The 18,820-nt window shown below is 37.5% G+C and carries 12 protein-coding genes and 1 pseudogene; 2 read left to right on the plus strand and 11 right to left on the minus strand.

The window, feature by feature from the left end; all coding sequences use genetic code 11:
- Window positions 1-634: 634 nt before the first annotated feature.
- Window positions 635-2,377, minus strand: a complete 1,743-nt coding sequence (locus F6K23_RS35520) for an iron uptake porin (protein WP_293165203.1) — start codon at window positions 2,375-2,377, stop codon at window positions 635-637.
- 1,458 nt (window positions 2,378-3,835) lie between these two features.
- Between F6K23_RS35520 and F6K23_RS35525 the strand changes: the two genes are divergently transcribed.
- Window positions 3,836-5,344 carry a TRAP transporter substrate-binding protein gene (locus F6K23_RS35525; protein WP_293165205.1) on the plus strand — a complete coding sequence of 503 codons (1,509 nt, stop codon included), beginning with the start codon at window positions 3,836-3,838 and terminating at the stop codon, window positions 5,342-5,344.
- Between the two features lie 230 nt (window positions 5,345-5,574).
- On the opposite strand, the gene ltrA is transcribed toward F6K23_RS35525, so the two are convergent.
- The 8 genes and pseudogenes from ltrA to F6K23_RS35560 form a co-directional block, all read right to left on the minus strand.
- The gene (gene ltrA / locus F6K23_RS35530; protein ID WP_367267914.1) at window positions 5,575-7,410 is read right to left on the minus strand and encodes a group II intron reverse transcriptase/maturase; all 1,836 of its coding nucleotides are present in this window, start codon (window positions 7,408-7,410) and stop codon (window positions 5,575-5,577) included.
- Window positions 7,373-8,020 (minus strand): reverse transcriptase N-terminal domain-containing protein, encoded by a 648-nt coding sequence (locus F6K23_RS35535; protein ID WP_293165207.1) that lies wholly within the window; start codon window positions 8,018-8,020, stop codon window positions 7,373-7,375. The genes ltrA and F6K23_RS35535 overlap by 38 nt, the downstream gene beginning before the upstream one ends.
- Before the next feature lie 1,808 nt (window positions 8,021-9,828).
- Window positions 9,829-10,818 carry a cytochrome f gene (gene petA / locus F6K23_RS35540; protein WP_293165209.1) on the minus strand — a complete coding sequence of 330 codons (990 nt, stop codon included), beginning with the start codon at window positions 10,816-10,818 and terminating at the stop codon, window positions 9,829-9,831.
- A 370-nt stretch (window positions 10,819-11,188) separates the two neighbouring features.
- Entirely contained in the window at window positions 11,189-11,728 is a 540-nt protein-coding gene (gene petC, locus F6K23_RS35545) for a cytochrome b6-f complex iron-sulfur subunit (protein WP_293165211.1), read from the minus strand.
- Between the two features lie 438 nt (window positions 11,729-12,166).
- Entirely contained in the window at window positions 12,167-12,574 is a 408-nt protein-coding gene (locus F6K23_RS42465) for an HNH endonuclease (RefSeq protein ID WP_367267916.1), read from the minus strand.
- A 109-nt stretch (window positions 12,575-12,683) separates the two neighbouring features.
- A pseudogene (locus F6K23_RS35550) lies at window positions 12,684-14,057 on the minus strand (reverse transcriptase domain-containing protein); the annotation flags it as partial.
- Between the two features lie 939 nt (window positions 14,058-14,996).
- A complete protein-coding gene (locus F6K23_RS35555) occupies window positions 14,997-15,209 on the minus strand; it encodes a hypothetical protein (protein ID WP_293165212.1) in 213 nt (70 codons plus the stop codon).
- A 611-nt stretch (window positions 15,210-15,820) separates the two neighbouring features.
- Entirely contained in the window at window positions 15,821-16,042 is a 222-nt protein-coding gene (locus F6K23_RS35560; RefSeq protein ID WP_293165213.1) for a hypothetical protein, read from the minus strand.
- Between the two features lie 449 nt (window positions 16,043-16,491).
- Between F6K23_RS35560 and F6K23_RS35565 the strand changes: the two genes are divergently transcribed.
- On the plus strand, window positions 16,492-16,809 hold the full coding sequence (locus F6K23_RS35565; protein WP_124147628.1) for a DUF3067 family protein: 318 nt from the start codon (window positions 16,492-16,494) through the stop codon (window positions 16,807-16,809).
- Between the two features lie 19 nt (window positions 16,810-16,828).
- Here F6K23_RS35565 and F6K23_RS35570 read toward each other — a convergent pair whose 3' ends face one another.
- Together F6K23_RS35570 and F6K23_RS35575 are read right to left on the minus strand one after the other, a co-directional pair.
- Window positions 16,829-17,164 carry a tRNA-binding protein gene (locus F6K23_RS35570; protein WP_293165215.1) on the minus strand — a complete coding sequence of 112 codons (336 nt, stop codon included), beginning with the start codon at window positions 17,162-17,164 and terminating at the stop codon, window positions 16,829-16,831.
- A gap of 413 nt (window positions 17,165-17,577) precedes the next feature.
- Window positions 17,578-17,769, minus strand: a complete 192-nt coding sequence (locus tag F6K23_RS35575) for a hypothetical protein (RefSeq protein WP_293165217.1) — start codon at window positions 17,767-17,769, stop codon at window positions 17,578-17,580.
- Between the last annotated feature and the right edge of the window lie 1,051 nt (window positions 17,770-18,820).

Raw genomic sequence — 18,820 nt, forward strand, 5'->3', positions numbered from 1 at the left:
ACCCACAATCAAATTCAGAGCTGTTTTTATTTGATAGGTATTTTTTGACTCTTGTTTTCATAATGATACTTGTGTTGAGGCGTTAGCGGAGCTTTGCGTCAGCAATCGCTTAACAGATTTAGTGCGAGCGCTACACAGAGAAGACACTATATATAGTGTCTTTGTGTAAGTCCTGATCATGGTACTTGTCTTGAGGAGTTAGCGAAGCTTTGCGTCAGCAATCGCTTAACAGATTATAGCGATCACTATACTTATTATACGCTATATATAGTGTCTTTGCGTAAGTCCTGATATTATCATTCCCACACTTTACTGATGCACTACCAAATACCCCTAATTTTATGATCTGAAAATTTAAGAATCTACTATAGCAATCCTATTTCATATCATGTCCGATTATATACTTAGACTTTGATGAAAGGGAGATAGAGAACATAAGTTAGAAGGAGGAAGAAGGGTTTCCTCCAATTGTGAAGTAATTTTATACACTAACGATACTACCGGACATGATATCAGTTGCGGGTAACAATATCTTTGAATTTAGGGAACACCTTAACTGGGAATAGGGGGAAAAGTTTCAGAATTTTTATCTATCCTGAGGTTTTTGACAAATCATTTAGGATTGCTATATTAGTTAGAATCTAAAAGTAGTCCGTAATGTTGTCACCCAAATAGTATCATTAAAATCATCGTGATTCGGATTAGTAATCACAAATAAACCAGGAGTAACAGAGATATTATCATTAAGTTGGAAGCGATAAATTGCCTCTATATGTATAGAAGTATCATCATCCTTGAGTGAATCATCATCACCGCCATCGGTAACAATAGGAGGAACCCCTACCATAATACCGCCCATGTTACCTTCCTTAAACAAATCTGGAAAAGCAACATAGAGCATTCCATTAATAATAGTAACGTCATCATCATCACCGTTATCATTTTCCGGACGAGCCCAGGTGGTGCCAAACCAACCGCCCACTTCAATCTTGTCATTTACCCTCCAATTAGCTTGAAACCCAACGTTATCAGCAGTAGTGGGAGTACCATCAAAAGGATCTTGAGCCTTGAAACTACCTGTAGCTGCACTCACATCAACAGAATCTTTACCCCAATACTTACGAACATAACCTAGGCCAAAAGACAAGTTTGGGCTAGGCTCAATAATAAGCTGACCCAAAGCACTATAGTCACCATTAAACAAACCAGCACCTTCATTGGGGTCGCTAGGCTCCGCAGCTAAGTAACCAACTTCGAGTAAAAAGGTATCATTAAATGCGTATTGAATGCCAATACCAGCACCAGCAGGGCCTCGGAAACTGGTGGGGTTACGTCTACCAAAGCGGGAGATAGTGCCATCGCCTTCATCTTGAATAGGTGATAAAACTGTGGAAACGTCGTCAAGGTCTACTCCAGTAGGGCCAACTAAAACTTGAGCCTTATCGCCTACAGGGAAACTATAGAAGAATAAGTCAATGATGACTGTATCATCACCATCACCTTCATCAATACCTGCAAGAGTCATTAAGGTATTAGTGAGGTTTTCTCCGCTGAGGTCTGGAATATCAGTGGCTTGTAGACGGGTAAATAGTAAATCTTCTCCAGTAAAGCTGGTCTCAAAATTCAGACGTACTCGATAAGAAAAGGTGGTTTCAGTTTTGTCATTAGCTGATGCTTCTCCCCGAGCTTGGGCTCTTTCTCCATAAGTATCAGTTACCCAGAATAGTACTTCACCATCTAGTTTGGTTGTAGTGGAAAATTGATTGGCTTCTAATTCTGCACTGCGTGCTTCTAAAGCATCTACACGACCGCGCAATTCTGCTAATTCTACGGCAAATTCTTCTTGCAATCTTTGTAGTACGGCTAAGTCGTCGCGAGTTACTAAGTCTGCGGTTGCTGCTGCGACTAATTCAGTAATTCTATCTAAACAAGCGTTTAAACCTGCTGCAAATTCGTAACGAGTCATGGCACGGTTGCCTTTGAATGTGCCGTCGGGATAACCTGCGATACAACCATAACGTTCTACTAATGATTGTAAGGCTTGAAATGCCCAATCTGTGGGTTGGACATCTGATAACTGGGAAACAGATGTTACTTGGCCCATTGGGTCTACTACTTCTAAGTCTGATGTCCCTTTAATTCCTGAAGTTATCCCTTCAATAGAGGTCTCTGATTCTAGGTCGGATACCCCAATGGAATTTTTGGGTGATGCCTGAGTAGGTTTTTTTGATTCTAGGTCGGATACCCCAATAGAATTTTTGGGTGATTTCTGATTTTCTGATGGGGTAGGCAGTGCCTGGGCTGTATTAGCCATTAGTAGGGTGAGACTGAGGATACTAGGACTAAATCTTACAATTTTATTAAGAGTTCTTTTCATTGAATACTAGGACTATATTTGATATTTTACCAAGTTATTAAAAATAATTTTCATTTAATTTTTGCTGATACCTCTTGATTATTAATGGAATTTACTCCGTTAGTAACCATTAAACTCATAGTTTATCAGCACTGACTGCTTTGTCTAGCTTGTCAATAGATAATAACTTATTGAGTTATTTTACTATTAATTTTTTATTTGGCAAGGTTAAAGTCGTGAGTCTACTATATTCCAATTATTAATATCTGAGAAAATATAGTAATGGGCACTGAGATATTTACATACTACATTAGCATTCGTTGCGTAGTATTAATCTGTATTACAGGAAAACTGAAGAGAATTAACTATGTATTATGTATAGCATTGCGCGCTCAGGTTTTGAAAATTGATCGTTTATTTGGATTTGAAATAATTGATATTAATTATTAATATATTACTATAGACGCGATCGTCTGTGACATTGGCCAGGGCAAAGTGAGTAAAAAAGGGAAAACTACACATTCCTCTTTTGAATGCTTTGCACATAAATTGATTCATCTATATAGGGCAGAATATTTCAACCTTTTGACTTATGTTTATATTTGGGAATTTTTGGTTTCCCTAAAAATTTATTTGGCTGTTTTTGCCATACTTTTAAAGCTGCAAAATAGGGGTTGCACATTATGGAATGATATTGCCAAAAATTGGTTGAGATTTTGACTAAAAAAAACCTAATATTAATCATTATAGCAATTGATTAATCCACAATCCAATTCAATCAAAAATATCAAATCATTCATCACTGTGCAACGCCGCAAAATAAATACTCCAAGCTGAGTCTAATCTTCTGATTATTTGGCGTAAAACTTAGTTTTAGCCCTACATCTTGATAGATATTTTTGAAATTCAATATGTTTGAGGTTCACAGATAATTTTGCAATTGTTGTGGTAATTTGTTGATAATTATGAAAAATGTTGTTAATAGAGTATCCACTGAACTAGCTGATAGAAGGAATTAAATATAAAAAATATTTTTCAAAAATTTACGATGAAAATTTCATTAGTTTTAATCGGTTGCTGCCCCTCTTTGCGCCCACCTTCTATTTACCGAAAAATTGTGGTTTAAAGTTTCCCCTTTTAAGGGGATAATAAAGAAAAATTTTCATCTCTTTATCAATCCTCTTCTTTCAAGGAGAGGTAATTATTCATTATTCATTATTCATTATTAATTGTTGAAATCTACATATAAAAGTTTCTAGATCAACTCCGGAATAGGGTAGTGGAATAGGGTAGTAATGTATGTATACCTTAAATTTGTCATTAAGTTTTTTAACCCCTTCTCATACCTAATTTTTGCTTTGGATGATGTTGTAAATTATTTACTCATAAAAATTTTTCCTAAAGCAAATGTAAACACCTGGGTTTTGAGAAATTTAAAATAGCTGGTTTAGGTATTAAAAAAATTACTAATAACTCAAAATGATTGAAGAATTAATTGAGGTTGTAAATAAATTATCAGAAGTAAGTCATCGTTTAGATGAGGTAAGAATAAAAAGACGTCAGCGTATTACACAATACTTTTTAGATATTGAAAACTGTCTTCGAGATAGTGTAGAACAATTAAAAAATGGCAAAGTACCTAACGATAAATGGGGAGAACTTAGGGTTTATGCTAGAAAATTACCTAGAACTATTGGCAGTGAGATAGGGCAAGAAACATCTGAAGAGCTTTCTTTATTACTATTGAGTACTTCCAAGAGTTTTCCAACAGTTCAAGATATTCCATCTATAGAGGACGTTGCAGGTCAATTTAAGGGACTAGCAAATACAATAACTGCAAAACCAGAAAATGATTTACGTCGAAAGATTCTTACTTATGGAGGTTTTGCTACAGCTGGTTTTGCAGGTGGTGTATTATTAAATAAATTTTCTGATCAAGCTAAAACAAAAAGTGAAACTAAACCTCCTGTAAGCACTGATTTGCCGAATATAGATTGGGAAATGCATACCTTTTTAAGCGATAACGTAAGAAATACTATTCTCTTTCAGGCACCAGATAGGGTTTGCGATCTTGTCAGAAAAATGACAAATAATCGCTTCAATATCAAACTTAAAAGAACTGGAGAAACAGAGGAGATACTAACAAAAGTAAGCAACGGTCAAATACAGTGTGGTTTTAGTGGAATTTACTACAGCACTCCTAAATACAGAGCGCTGTTTTTCGGATGTGCTATTCCTTTTGGTCTAAATCCCCAAGAGCAGACAGCTTGGCTGAATTATAAAAAGAATCCCAATGACAAATACACTTTTATACAATCAATTTATAAGGAGAAATTAGAGTTAAATATAATTCCATTTCCAGCAGCTGCAACAGGAGGACAGATGGGAGGATGGTTCAAAGAAGAAATCATATCAATAGAACAACTTAGAAATAAAGTCATCCGTATTCCTGGATTAGGAGCTGATGTTTGTCAGAAAGCTTTCGGGATGACAACTCACGAACAGCTTGGTTCAATTTCTTTGGAGACAGCCATTGAAAAACTCAAAGAAGGAGATTTTTTTGCTGTTGAGTGGACTTCACCACATGATGATTTTGAGTTAGGACTTCATAGAGCTGCAAATTTCTATTACTATCCTGGTTGGTGGGAACCAAGCACTACATTTGATGTGCAAGTCAATATAAATGCCTGGGATGATTTGCCAAGTCATTATCAAGAAATTTTTAAGGTTGCTTGCCACGAAAATTACATGAGTATTTTGACTGAATATAATCTGAAAAATAGTTTAGCACTGAAAAAAATTGAGGAAACAGGTGTTAAATTAAAAAGATTTGATACTAACATATTGACAAAAGCTAGAAGTACAACTAAAGAACTATTGGATTTCTATGCTAATCAAGATGAAGACATTTTCAAGGATATCTATGAAGAGTGGCTTAATTTCAAGAGCAGAATTCGAGCATGGTCAGATTTAAATAAACTTCAGTGATACAAACTGAGAACAAGCATAGTAGTCCATCGATGTCTTTTGACTTGTCTTTCTTAGTCTAATGACACTTAATAGGCGTAAAATTAGAGAAGCTGTAATGAGCGTGCCAACTCACCTGTGTTAAACTAAGCCAGGTAAGTTACCCTACCCGACTCGTCTTCAGAACCGGACGTGAGACTTTCACCTCATCACGGCTCCTCTCCTAAACGCCCCTTGTCATGGGTACATCCCTACCTCAGTACCAACATATCGTCTACCCACATATAACCTTCAGGTAAAGCCTGTAACTTTGGTGCATGGATATGTTTGTTATCTAAAGCAGTTTTAGTATCGTGGCAATGTCGGTGCAACAGTTGCTTGTTTTTATATGTGTTGTCACCACCTTCAGACCTTGGTTTTATATGGTCAATTTCCATAAGGTCAGATGGTCTAAAAGTTAGTCCACAAAATGCGCATTTATTCTTTTGCCGTTTTAATAGCGTTGTGACTTCTTTCCTTACGCCTGGATATTTACCGATTCTGTTACTCCAATAAGTCCAATCACCGTCATAAGGGGATTTATTACCTTTCACCTTGATGTGCCGTACAATAGGTACATCTGAGTGTAGGTTAAGCATATATTCGCCGTCATTAAGTACCCAATTTCGGGTTTCTTTGCAGCGAGGGTAATACTTTTCTTTCACCCATTTAGCAGGCTTATTTGAATGCCTTCTACTTGCCCATCTCCATAATCTTTTCCATAGGAGGTTATCTATCTTATTAAATACCTTTTTACTGACTACGGTTGAGAAGTAGTTAGCCCATCCTCTTATTACCGGGTTTAACTTAGCTATTAAAGCTTTAGTCGGGGCGGTTTTATTCTTATCACAAATATCCGCCAATTTCCGATAATGAGTGTTTATGCTCTTGGAAGATGGTTTAATCAGCGTTTTAAATCCTTGTTCAGTTGGCTTAACCTTCCATTGTCCGATTGTGAAACCTAAGAAGTCGAATCCAGGTTTATTTCCTTCATATTCTTCTAAGGTGTGGGCAATTTTGGTTTTTTCTGGTTTTAGTTCTAACCCTACCTGGCTTAACCATTCCTGTATTACGGTTTTTGCTTGTAACACTACTTCGATGTCCTCGTGCAGGATTACAAAGTCATCAGCATAGCGTATTAGGGAAAGACTTTTTACCTTACTTTGCCAACTTATCTGATGACCTTTATGGTTTCTCATATCTAAAGTTTTGGCAAATTCGGTTAATCTTTCTTCCATACCGTGTAAGGCGATGTTTGCTAGTAAGGGTGATATGACCCCTCCCTGTGGTGTACCTTCCGCAGTGCTTGAGAATTGTTTATTATCAAATACCCCGGACTTTAACCATTGTTTGATTAATCGTCTGTAAGGGGATTGAGCAACTTTTCCCAACAGTGCATCATGGTTAATTCGGTCAAAACATTTGGATATGTCAGCATCCAATACATATTTAGGCTTGTGGTTAATGCTTCCAAAGATGGCTTGTATAGCATCATGTGTTGACCGTCCTGGTCTAAAACCATAGCTATTAGGTTCAAAACGTGCCTCCCACTCTGGTTCCATACCTAACTTCACCAGGGCTTGTAAGGCTCTGTCATACATCGTTGGGATGCCTAACGGACGTTTTTCATCTTTCCCTGGTTTTGGTATCCAGACTCTGCGGGTCGGACTTGCTTTGAGGTGACGTGAGTTTAATAAGTCTACCAGGTTAAGTCGCTGCATTGGTGGTAGATTTTTAATACCATCTACACCCGCAGTTTTCTTACCTTGGTTATCTTGAGTCACGCGCCTAACAGCTAGCAACCTTGCGTAATAACTTTTGGTCAGAAGTCTTTGATATTTGCGCATCTTGCGGATTTCGCCACGGCTGGATGCTCTGTAAATTAATTTTTGCAACTTAAATACATTCTTCTCAACCCGTTTCCAGTCTATGTCTTTCCATTTGAGATTCGGATTGACACTAACTTGAGACGGTCTATCGTCTATATCCCATGCCACGCTTAAAAATGGTCTAGGGTTTCCTAGTTTTCTTTCCGGGGAACGAGCCAATCACTTCTTGAATGGATTCATGGGCGATGTTGTTAAAGAAGCCTTTGATATCAGCGTCTAGAACCCATTTGTGTTTTCCTGTGATGCCATTATTTAGTCGATTGAAACATCTTTCGATGGCATCATGGCAACTTCTTCCCGGTCGGAAGCCATAGGAGTTGGCCTCAAATTGGGATTCCCATTCGGGTTCTAGTGCGTTTTTGACTATTGCTTGTGCGACTCTATCCCTGACGGTGGGGATTCCGAGGGGACGTTTCTTGCCATTGGACTTAGGAATATACACCCGTTTTGTCGGTGATGCTTTTGGCATTTCCCATTCCTTGACAAGTTTCACTCGCTGTGCAGGGGTATTAATTACCTCCTTATCAATTCCTGCTGTTTGCTTTCCAGTGTTGACCTGAGTGATTTGTCTTACACTAAGCAATAGGTTGGCTCGGCTTTTGATTAACAATTTCTGCAACCTTCTGAGTTGCTTCCATTGACCAAGTTTTCGGGCACGAAAGATTCTGTGACGTAAATTCCTAACAATTTGCCGGGCTTTTTTCCAGTTGACCTGTGACCAGTCCGTTAATTGTCCGTTGACTCCATTTATCAAACTTGTGCTTGACACCTAACTTATATCCTCGTTTGGTTTCTACTTGTACTGTGTTCTTTTCGTATAAGACCCAAGAGAAGTCTGCTATTCCTTTCGGTCAAGGGCAAATTTTGTAGCCGTTAGGCTTCCCCGTTGGGTACCCCTATTCACCCCATTACAAGGTGACGTTCGCTTTTTCTCTCATCTTCTGCCCTCCAGAGAGTTCTGTCTTTGTTACCTCGGACTTACTCATCGGTTCGACCTTCCGAACGAGACTCTGTAGGGTTTACCCTGTCGTATCATTTGAAGTTTCTTTGAGATAGTGAGGATGGCTGTCTTTTCTGCGGGGAGAGTTTTGTTCCCACGTTTAGATGATGAATGAGCATCTAGACCTACTCCCTTACCTTTTGGTTAAAGCCTTTCAGGGATAATTTGGCTGTTTCCACTATCACGCAGTTTAATCGACAACTTAGCTGTGTTCATCCTTTCTACTCTTTCCCTCTCGCCCCTGGCCACATAATCCCTTGTAGCTTCGGTTACTTTCAGGGTCTGCATTCTGTCAATTTCATTACTTACTTTTTACATGACCGGACTCCTAGAGTCTTTTCTGTGAGGGCTAGGGGTGGAAATCCCTAGAGAACATGGTGTTCCAGTTCAAGTGACCTTTCAGGTCGCACCATTCAAAAGTGGGTACGTCTGCTCGAATGAGCTTCTTACCCAATCCTACTCTCCCTTTGACCTACGTCTTTTGCGTAGATTGACCTTGAATGGCTTCCTAAGATTTCGACCTATATTCTTAGGTGTCAAAGAGAGGTTTCCTCGTTCCCTTACTCCTTTTTACGACTGATTTAGTAGAGTAAAATCTCCCGGAGGGTTCGGTATGGTTGCTGATAATCTCATGACTATAAGGTTATCCAAAGACCCCCTGACTTTCGTCCTACATCCCATAGCTACCTTTGGAATGGTTCTAGTTTACGAGAGTTTCATTACCTTCCTGTTCGTCCACTTGTCAGTCTTTGCTTGCGGTATTGTTCCTCGGTAACTGGTATTTTCCCGCTTTTAGGCCAGCTTCGGAGATTGATGTTCAGTCGCTACTCCGTGGTCTATGCTGTCAACCCAACAACAGGGCAGATGGAATTTCACCACCAAGGATATAAGAGTTTTCTTGTGGTCATATATTTACCTCCTTGACCACGGAAGGCTAGATATATCTGCTTTTCAGCAGTTTTGACTAGCCAACGAGTCGCACAATCACAAACTAGATAACGAATTTACCCGATTTCAGCTTTCACTACTTATTAAAAATAGTTGATGAAAGGTGTAGCATACTTTTCTAGCTAAGGACTTAAAAGTCTTGCCATAAAAGAATTATAAAATTAGTTGGCACGCTCATTGCAGCTTCTCTAGTTTTAGCCCTATTTCCTTGCTAACTAAAGTTAGCAAAGCTTGATAATCGTCACTTTTAGATACCCTGTGATACGGTTGATTAAAGCTTAGTTTCTTTTTGTTTTCACAGAAATATTGGTGCTGGATAATTGGCTAAATTGAACAGATTTTTCGACAAAAAAGCCTTCTGGTCAACTTCTGAACACAAATAATGTAATTTAGAGTGTGGGGACTCACCCCTACTGCTCCCAGGAGGTGAAAATGGGGAGATGCAGATATCTAGAAAGATTTGGCAATTACTGAAGATAGAACATTTTTTTATACCGAATTAAGGAGATTTGATATGACTACTATCTATCAAATATGATAAGGAGCAAAGCTTTAAAAATGAAGTTTTATCCCTCACTCCTAATGCTTTACTCCCCATTAAAATTGTTCAGCTAAATAACTAAGTCTACCTAAAAATTCATTTCAGCAGCTTGAACTTTCTCGACTTGTTTCTTCTTCAGAACTAACATAATCTGAGCTAGCATGACCAGAGCAAAGAATGCCATCAACCATTTAACTCGATTTGCATCTTGCAGAACAATTTCAATATCTGTTTGACCAAAACCACCGACATTGGGGTCATTTGTAATAACTTGACCTGCTTCAACAGTATCTCCTACAGCAACTAAAAGTTCTGGACCTGGAGGCACTGTATCCACAACAGTCTCACCATCAGTAGTTTCAATAGTAATATTATTACCTACATACTCTTCAAAAGTAATATCAGTAATCTTACCACTAGCAGAGATGTTGTAAACAGTATTATTGCTCTTATTACCAGCAGGATAAACCTGACCACGACCTCGGTTTCCACCTACATGAATAGCATACTTACCAAAGTGGATAGATTTATCAGTAGCAGGATCTGGAGATAAAACAGGGAAAACAATCTCTTGATATTCCTCTCCAGGTATTGGTCCAACTAAAATAACGTTTTCTTGGTCTTCAGAGTAGGGTTGGAAGTAGAGACCAGAAACCTCTTCTTCCCATTCTTCAGGTATTCTGTCTTCAGGTGCAATTTTGAAGCCTTCAGGCAACATCAATACAGCACCTACATTTAAGCCACCTTTACTACCATCACCCAAGACTTGTTGAACCTCAGTATCATAAGGAACATTTACAACAGCCTTAAATACTGTATCTGGTAGTACAGACTGAGGTACTTCTATTTCCGTAGGTTTAGCACCAAGGTGACAATTAGCACAAACAATTCTGCCTGTAGCTTCTCTAGGAGTTGCTGGAGCAGTTTCCTGTGCCCAGAATGGATAGGCATTTGCAGCCTGGGGATGGACTATATCATTGGTTAGGAATAGAGCTATAGTTGCGATCGCGACTACCATCATCTTGGCGATCGCCTTAGTCATACTACCCAATATTGCCGCTCGGTCTACTTTTGACATCAGTTGTTCTGTCTTCTCTCAAAATCTTACAAATATTTTGGATTTACTGAATAATTAATAATTAATAATTAAATAATTCTGGTTTAAAGCCTCCCCTTTTAATTAGGGGAAAAAAAAGATAATATTCCTTATGTTCAATCAAGAACGGTTTTAACCAGAGGTAATTATAAATTATCAATTATCCATTATCCATTAATGAATGATTGCTTACCAATCAAAAATCTCTTAACTAGCTATCAGCTTTTAGCATTTAGCTCTTAGCTGTGGGTTAAAAATCCCCAGCAACTATTACGCTGGATGGTTGAGTCGGGGTTAAAATCCCCCTTCTCAAGGTCAAAAAAAACGATTCTACTGAGTGCTGACCGCTTCTTTAAGTCCACCAAGGGTCTTCTCCGGTCCGGAAGTCTGTTTCTTCCCACTGAGTAAAGACCAGTTTATCATCACTAACATTGGCGTGGACTAATGCCAAAGACAAAGGTGCTGGCCCCCTAACTACTTTCCCTGTACTGTTGTACTGAGAACCATGGCAGGGACAGATAAATTTATTTTCACTACCATTCCAAGGGACTACACAGCCTAAATGAGTACAAACTGCATTTAAGCCATAGTTAGCCAAAGTTTGGTCTTCTTCAATAACTACATAGGTAGGGTCTCCCTTGAGACCTTGTGCCAGAGTTCTTTCTCCAGGATTGTGACTGGCCACAAAGTCACTAACAATAATATCGTTACCAAGGGCATCTTTGGCTGTCACCCCACCACCTGTACCACCACTGGATGGAGGAATAAAGTAGTTCACTACTGGATAGAGCGCTCCGAGAGCGACCCCTGTAACAGTGCCAAAGGTAAGAAGATTCATAAATTGGCGACGTCCCATATCGGGTACATCTGGTGTTCCTTCTGCTTGAGCCATGAATAGATTGAGTATTTTTTATTAATTTGCGTTTGGTGTTTTTGAATTATGTGCAGACGAAAAATAATTGCTGTTAGTCTGCGACCACAGCCAAGCTTACAATATTTTGTTAAACAAATTGCAACTTAAAACCATTTCCTGATTATTATTACATTATGTAAACTACCCGGCATCAAATCAGAGATTATGATGCGGGCTTTCCGTAGCCCTCCAGTATATCCCATATAGTCGGCTGTCTTGGCACGAAATCAAGATTACTTACTTGACAAGATAACCAGGGACCTCCAGGCTGGTTTACACTCAACCCCAAAGCAGCTATATTTTTGGCACCATTATAAATTAAAGTCAGCGACTCCCTCACGAGAACCGCTGCTCTCCAAAACCGTACTTGATACTTTCGCATCATACGGCTCCTCAATGAAACGGGACTTGTCAAGTCTACGTCACCACCAACATATCTTCTATCCAATAATAATTCTTTGGAATATCAGACGGTGATTTGGGCTTGACCCTATTACAGTCAGATTTTGTGCCACAACTTCCATCCATGGAAGTCTTACTATCGTGACAATGCCGATGGAGTAATTGCCAGTTTTGATACTCATCCTTTCCGCCTAGTGACTTAGGAATGATATGGTCAAGTTCGATAATATCTCCATCTTGAAAATTTAATCCACAATATGGGCATATTCCCTTCTGTCTTTTGAGTAATGTTGCCATTCTCTTTGAAACCAGGGGGTTTTTGCCCATTCGGGAACTCCAGTATATTAGGTCGCCGTTATACGGGGATGATTCACCTTTAACTTTTATATACCCAGTGTTGGTGGATACAGATGAGTGTTTCATTAGGTGATATGGATTTGAATGCTCTCTTGTAGAGAATATCCAATTGTCCCCTTTCTTTGTGTGCCAATACTTCGAGCTGAGCCATTTGGACCCTTTGTTCCGGTGTCTATGTTTCCCCCATTTCCAGAGTTTCCACCATATAAGGTAATCTATCTTTGAAAATGCTTTGCTGCTTTGGTAGGGCTTGAAGTAATTACACCATCCGTTGATGATAGGGTTCAAGTTTTTTATTAGTGCTACCTGAGATTTCCCTCTATGTTTTTCTATTACCTCAGCTACTTTCGCGTAGTGTTTCTTTTGGGATTTTTGGGAAGGGGAGATGAGAGTTTTGAACCCTAGAAGATTACCATTACTGTCCTTTCCAGAGCGACATTTACCTGCTTTATACTGTGAGATATGAAACCCCAGGAAATCAAAACCTTTTTCCTCTTCTCTATAAGATTCAAGGCTATGGGCTATTCGGGTTTTATTAGGTTTGAGTTCTAGACCCATTTGTTGAAGCCACTCCGCTATGACCTGATGACACTGATGTATTGCTTCTTCTGATTCGTGTAGAATTACTAAGTCATCGGCATATCTGATTAAACTAATTGAGTTCCTTTTATCTCTTTTTGGTAGTTGATATTTACCATCGGAGCGTTTCATGTCAAATGATTCTGACAAACTCTTAATCTTTTCTTCCATGCCATGCAAAGCAATATTGGCAAGTAGAGGTGATATTACCCCTCCTTGCGGAGTGCCCTCGTTCGTTGGAAATAGCTCTTTTCCATCCATTACACCAGCTTTTAACCAAGCTCGGATTTGTCTGGTGAAAGGTGGGAAAAGTATTCAATTTTTCTAGTAGTTTTTCGTGGTTGATTCGGTCAAAGCATTTGGCTATATCAGCATCTAGAACATATTTAGCCTTTTTGTTAATGCTGGTAAATATGGCTTGTATGGCATCATGGCAGCATCTACCTGGTCTAAAGCCGTAACTATTTGGTTCAAAGCGAGCTTCCCATTCTGGCTCTAAGGCCATTTTTATGAGAGCTTGTAATGCGCGGTCATACATGGTAGGTATTCCTAAAGGTCTTTTTTCCTTACTTCCAGGCTTAGGTATCCAAACCCTTCTTGTTGGTTTAACCTTTGAACCCAGTTTGATTTTTTCTATCAGCTTCAGACGTGCTTCTGGGGATAGGGATTTTACTCCATCCACTCCTGCTGTCTTTTTGCCCTGATTTTCCTGGGTCACTCTACGCACCGCTATGGCTTTGGCTGACCAAGATTTGACGAGCAACTTTTGGAGTCTGTGAACTAATGCGACGTTGCCACAACGAGACGCTTGATAAATCCGTTTCTGTAGCTTATAGACCATCCTTTCTAGCTTTGGCCAGGGGATGTCCTTCCATCTATACATCGGTTTTGATTCCGTGTTCATAACATTACTACTACTAACAGCCTTACCTTCCGTTACATCGTGAGTCCGTCGGCGTATCTCAACCATTACGGTTAAGCATTAGCAATTGAGCTCAATCTTTCCCTAGCATTACCTAGTTTCCTAGAGTTTGCGTCTTGGTTGACTACTGTGGGTATCGACCTCCTCACAGAGTAACTACCAGGGTTACTTCGTTCCGAATAACCATCGGTTTGTCCGGTTAGAATGAAATTTTCCGCCTTTTTGGGAAGTGCTTATCAACTAGAGCCGAATTCTGTTGATTCCCAAGTTTTGTGATCCTTTTGGTTCGTCTAGCGTATCATCCTCTTTCGCTAGTCAGGCGTGTAGACGGTTCAAATATTCCTTCACTTTTGTTATCCATACGGACTTACTCAGTCTGCCTTGACCACGAGGTTTGGTATACTTTTGACCTTTTATTCCCGCTTTGCCATATTGAAGACCACTCTCTACAGCAGGGAATATGTTTTCACTCCTGCACCTGGAGGGTTGGGCTTAGAATTTCTAGGATACTTTTCTTCACCAACATGGTTATTCAGTTGTCATCTGCATAGGATTTAAGTGCGGACTCAACCTTAAACGGGTTACTACACAGATGCCAGTCTTCCCCCCTTTCTAGGTTTTGACTGAACGAATCGCACTCCGCATCACCTTTCCATCCACAATGAAAGCAGTGGTAGTTTTTACCCTTTCTATCCTATATGTAGGGCTTGCTGATTAAATCTCAAAGCATTTATAGATAAAGGTAAGTGCCTTTTGAGCTTCTGGAAAAAGTACCTAGTTTTGAGCTGCTTTATGCTGATGCATGGAGCGCATTTTGGGCAAGAGAGTAGCCCAAAAATTACTCCCCTACTCCCCTACTCCCCTACTCCTTAAAAAAGACTTTTTCAGCAAGCCCTATGTAGTTTCTTTTGTCGGACTTATATGCAAACATTTGTGGCAAGTAAGGCTAGTATATGCACCGATTAACTAATATTAATTTCACGGCATTTAACACACATTTATAAGCAAGAAACATTCTGAACCGATCAAAAGCTCAACTATGAGATAATCTTCTTTCTTACTTCTTGGTTGCTGATTAGTTCTGTTTCTAATATTAGTTAAATCTTCTATGGCAATAGAATTCTTATTAGTCGCTGCTTTTTTGACTAAATAAGTTGTTATTTCGTGATTAACCTGTTTATGATAGGGTTTGCGCAGCATTCCGATAGGAAAGCTCCTCTGAAGGAGGCAAGCGTCGTTCTTTACCTGATAACCGTTGCTGTAGTTGCCGACATCTTATCCGACTACAAAGAAGTGCCAATAGAAGCTTTTCTTTGTAGAGCTGCTCTCATTTGAGAATAATGATTTCTCTTAGAAGTTATATTTTTACTGAAAAATTGTGCTTTAAAGCCTCCCTATTTTAAGGGGATAATAAATAAAATTTTTCCCTTGAGTCAATCCTCTTCTTTTCAAGGAGAGGTAATTATTCATTATTAATTATTCATTATTAATTATTGAACAGACCATGATTCACCTTCAGATGTTGAGGCTATATCTGTCCTGCCTAAATCAATTCCTATTATTTTATTTGTTGGTTCTGGCTCAGGAAAAATATGATTAACATGAATATTAATATAGTAAGTTCCATCTTTTCTTTTAGTTAAGACTGTTGAAGTAGGCTTACTATCTTTTTATATTCCTCGTTGATAATTACCTATTAATAACTCAAGTTTTGTGCGCTTACTCAAAAGCTTTAAACTCACAATCCATTTCTTTGTATCTAAACTAAATGTTCTACTTTCATAATCAACTGATGTTGGTGCAAAAGTTAATTATTTTTTAATATTATTAGTAATAGAAGTTTTGCGATTAGAACATACTCGTCTAATGGAATGAATTGTAGTTTGTGCTGATAACTGAAACTTTTCTCTAACTTTACCGTACATCAAAGCTTGCATGGCCACATAATTTTTCAGTTTTTTGTCACTGTTTTCATGTAAATACTGACAAGCATTAGCAAACATTTCCATAGTGGCTTCTATTTCTTTTGTCACTTCTGAGGTGAACTTCAATTTACAAGATATAGTCGTTATTTGCTTCATTATTATATGAGACTTCAAATGGTGAAAAATATCAATCAACAATGAAGCTTCATTTTATTTGAAATTAAAAATTCCTCCCGGCGCTGAATCATAGATTACAACACGGGACTCCTTTTTGAAATTTAGTTGAACTTTGATTGTTCTTTTCATTAAGAAATGTGAATGTTGTGATAGTAAGGTCTATGACTAGATAATTTAGATTTATAAATGTAGTATAATTTTTGACTTTTAGAAACTTGTTAAATAGTTAGTTTTTCCCAAATTAACTATTGAACTTGAAAATTTACGCAAAAACACTACATAATCCTAAATAAAACTACAGTAGCACACTATATTTAGTGTTTAGAACTCAAAACTGTAGAAGTTATAATCTATCTAAAATCTAAAATCTAAAATATATGATAACTGGCAAGGAATTACATCAACTATTATTAGACAAGTGGGGTAAGTCTTATGATATTCAACTACGGCGGACAAAAGGCAAAATATTTGTGCAGGTGATGTGGAAGTACCTTGAACAAGTATCTTTTCCGATGACAGAAGTAGATTATTTTGCCCATCTAGATGCAATAGCCACCTATATAAATGGTTTTGGTGGTGTAGAAACTGTTAAGAACTACATTGAGAATACAAAAGAAAGACCTCGGTTAGGTAAAGCAGTTAGTATTCCTCTAGACTTAGGTGAGAGAGCTTCAGAATGGATGGTAGAAGAATTTTAACCAGAGGGCGCTCAAAACACTACAAGATTCTTTGGCCCAGTAGCACATCTCTATCTGGGTGTATTAGAGCAACTTCTCCATCATCCATCACCACACCTAAAACTAAGACCTCAGACATAAAGTTAGCGATTTGACGTGGTGGCAGGTTTGTCACTGCTAGAATTAATTTGCCCACTAAATTTTGACGAATATAGAGCTTTGTTAATCCTGCGCTAGACTTTTTGATGCCAAATTCACCAAAATCTATCCACAGTTTGTAAGCTGGTTTTCTGGCTTCTGGAAATTCTTCTGTAGCAATAATTTTTCCCACCCTTATTTCTATTTTCTCAAAGTCAGAATAGGTTATGTTTGTCATTTTTTATCTTCTCTAAATTAGAATAAATTAGTTTAGTATTTGACTTAATTAATAATATATATGGAATCGATTAAACTATTTATCGAGGTTAAAATTTTATCTAATAATTGCCATACAAGTATTGAGATAAACCATTTATTTAAGTAAAAAAACAAAAGGATATAAATTATGAAATAGGTAGTAAATTAGTCACGAAAAGTAGCAGTATTTCGTAAATTTAACACAGAATAAATTCAAGCAATTAGTGATTATATATTATCCCATAAATTTTTAGCATAACAAGTGCTAATGAAAAAAGTAGAAATAGGAACTTATCTAGCAATTATTCTCCAAAGGGAAGTAAATATTGTCGAAAATTCACAAGTATTAGTAACTTAATTTAGAGGATAATTGCTAGGATAAATGACATTAATTCAGTCATAACCCAGAAGCACAAATTTCATAGTTGTTAGTGATAAAGAAATAACTCTAATACCAATTCCATAAAATATTGCTACAGTCTCAACACGGGCAACAGGCAACAGCTCATCTGGCAAAATAGAAAGAAAAACTGGATAAAAAAGAGGAAAAAATGCTTGAATTTGACATTTTATGGATATATACAATTTTTAATTGTAGCAAGAAATGACAAATTAAGATGTAACTACCTTTTTTGAATTTGGTATAACTGGTTTTGATGATATTGAAACTATTAAAAATACTCATCCTCAAATTGCAATAAATTCTGACAAACTGTTATTCTGTCTTAATGACTACTAGCAATAACTTAATTATTTGTAACAAAAATGTATTAAAATGGTATTAGATATTTCTAGAAATAAAAAATATATTTAGCCTGTTAGTTAAAATCTTTAAAAAATAACTATTTAAGTTAGGGAATCAATCATTCTCTATTAAAGAATATTACTGAAATAATTTTCTTAATTCTACATTCGGAACTTCACGCGCGTAGTATAAAGGGCAAGTAGTCAGTAGTCATTTAAGGGAGCCGTTGGATTGGCAACGTACATGAGTTAGTAGGGAATTATCCGAGCTAATTATCTGGCTCCATCAAGTATTTATGCTTGATCTATTCAATTTAATTTGGCTTTTGTCTCAGTTAAATTATGATTATTTATAGACTATAAATACTTATCAACTTACTGATGTTTGTGGTACTTTATTATGTGACAAATTGACGTGCGGAATCTGAGTTAATGATTTTAGTAGTATTCCTAATTCTGCATAAGAAAAACATGGATTAGAGAATAGATATTAGTTAATTTAGGAATCAAAAAATGTACAAGATCAGCGATCGCCTCCATTATTAATTAAATAATAACAATAGTCGGTATCTTAATCGTATTATATAAAATAGTCATTGAATTAACTTCAATTACTATGGTTACTAGAGTTTTAAGTCTTGATATTAGTATTGGTATAAAAAATTATTATTAGTAACTTTAGTTTATCAGCTGATTTTTTGCCCTCTGGAAATTATGTTGTAGTCATAAATTTTCCCAACTGTTAAACGAAATCTACCCTATTATAATCGAACTCTGTACCAAAGTTATAGTGATACAGTCGCCCTTTTTCCATTAACTTAATAGCTTAATCGATACCATCTTGTAGAATGGGGTCTAGGTATTTAGAATCTTTGGTAAATTTCATTGATTT

Source organism: Okeania sp. SIO2C9, from assembly GCF_010672455.1.
Classification (GTDB): Bacteria; Cyanobacteriota; Cyanobacteriia; order Cyanobacteriales; family Microcoleaceae; genus Okeania.

Excerpts from the sequence above, each read along its gene's own strand:
- F6K23_RS35555 (WP_293165212.1), bottom strand. The coding sequence starts at position 15,209 with ATGCTGCGCAAACCCTATCATAAACAGGTTAATCACGAAATAACAACT.
- F6K23_RS42465 (WP_367267916.1), bottom strand. The coding sequence starts at position 12,574 with ATGAAACACTCATCTGTATCCACCAACACTGGGTATATAAAAGTTAAA.
- F6K23_RS35520 (WP_293165203.1), bottom strand. The coding sequence starts at position 2,377 with ATGAAAAGAACTCTTAATAAAATTGTAAGATTTAGTCCTAGTATCCTC.
- petC (WP_293165211.1), bottom strand. The coding sequence starts at position 11,728 with ATGGCTCAAGCAGAAGGAACACCAGATGTACCCGATATGGGACGTCGC.
- petA (WP_293165209.1), bottom strand. The coding sequence starts at position 10,818 with ATGTCAAAAGTAGACCGAGCGGCAATATTGGGTAGTATGACTAAGGCG.
- F6K23_RS35570 (WP_293165215.1), bottom strand. The coding sequence starts at position 17,164 with ATGACAAACATAACCTATTCTGACTTTGAGAAAATAGAAATAAGGGTG.
- F6K23_RS35525 (WP_293165205.1), top strand. The coding sequence starts at position 3,836 with ATGATTGAAGAATTAATTGAGGTTGTAAATAAATTATCAGAAGTAAGT.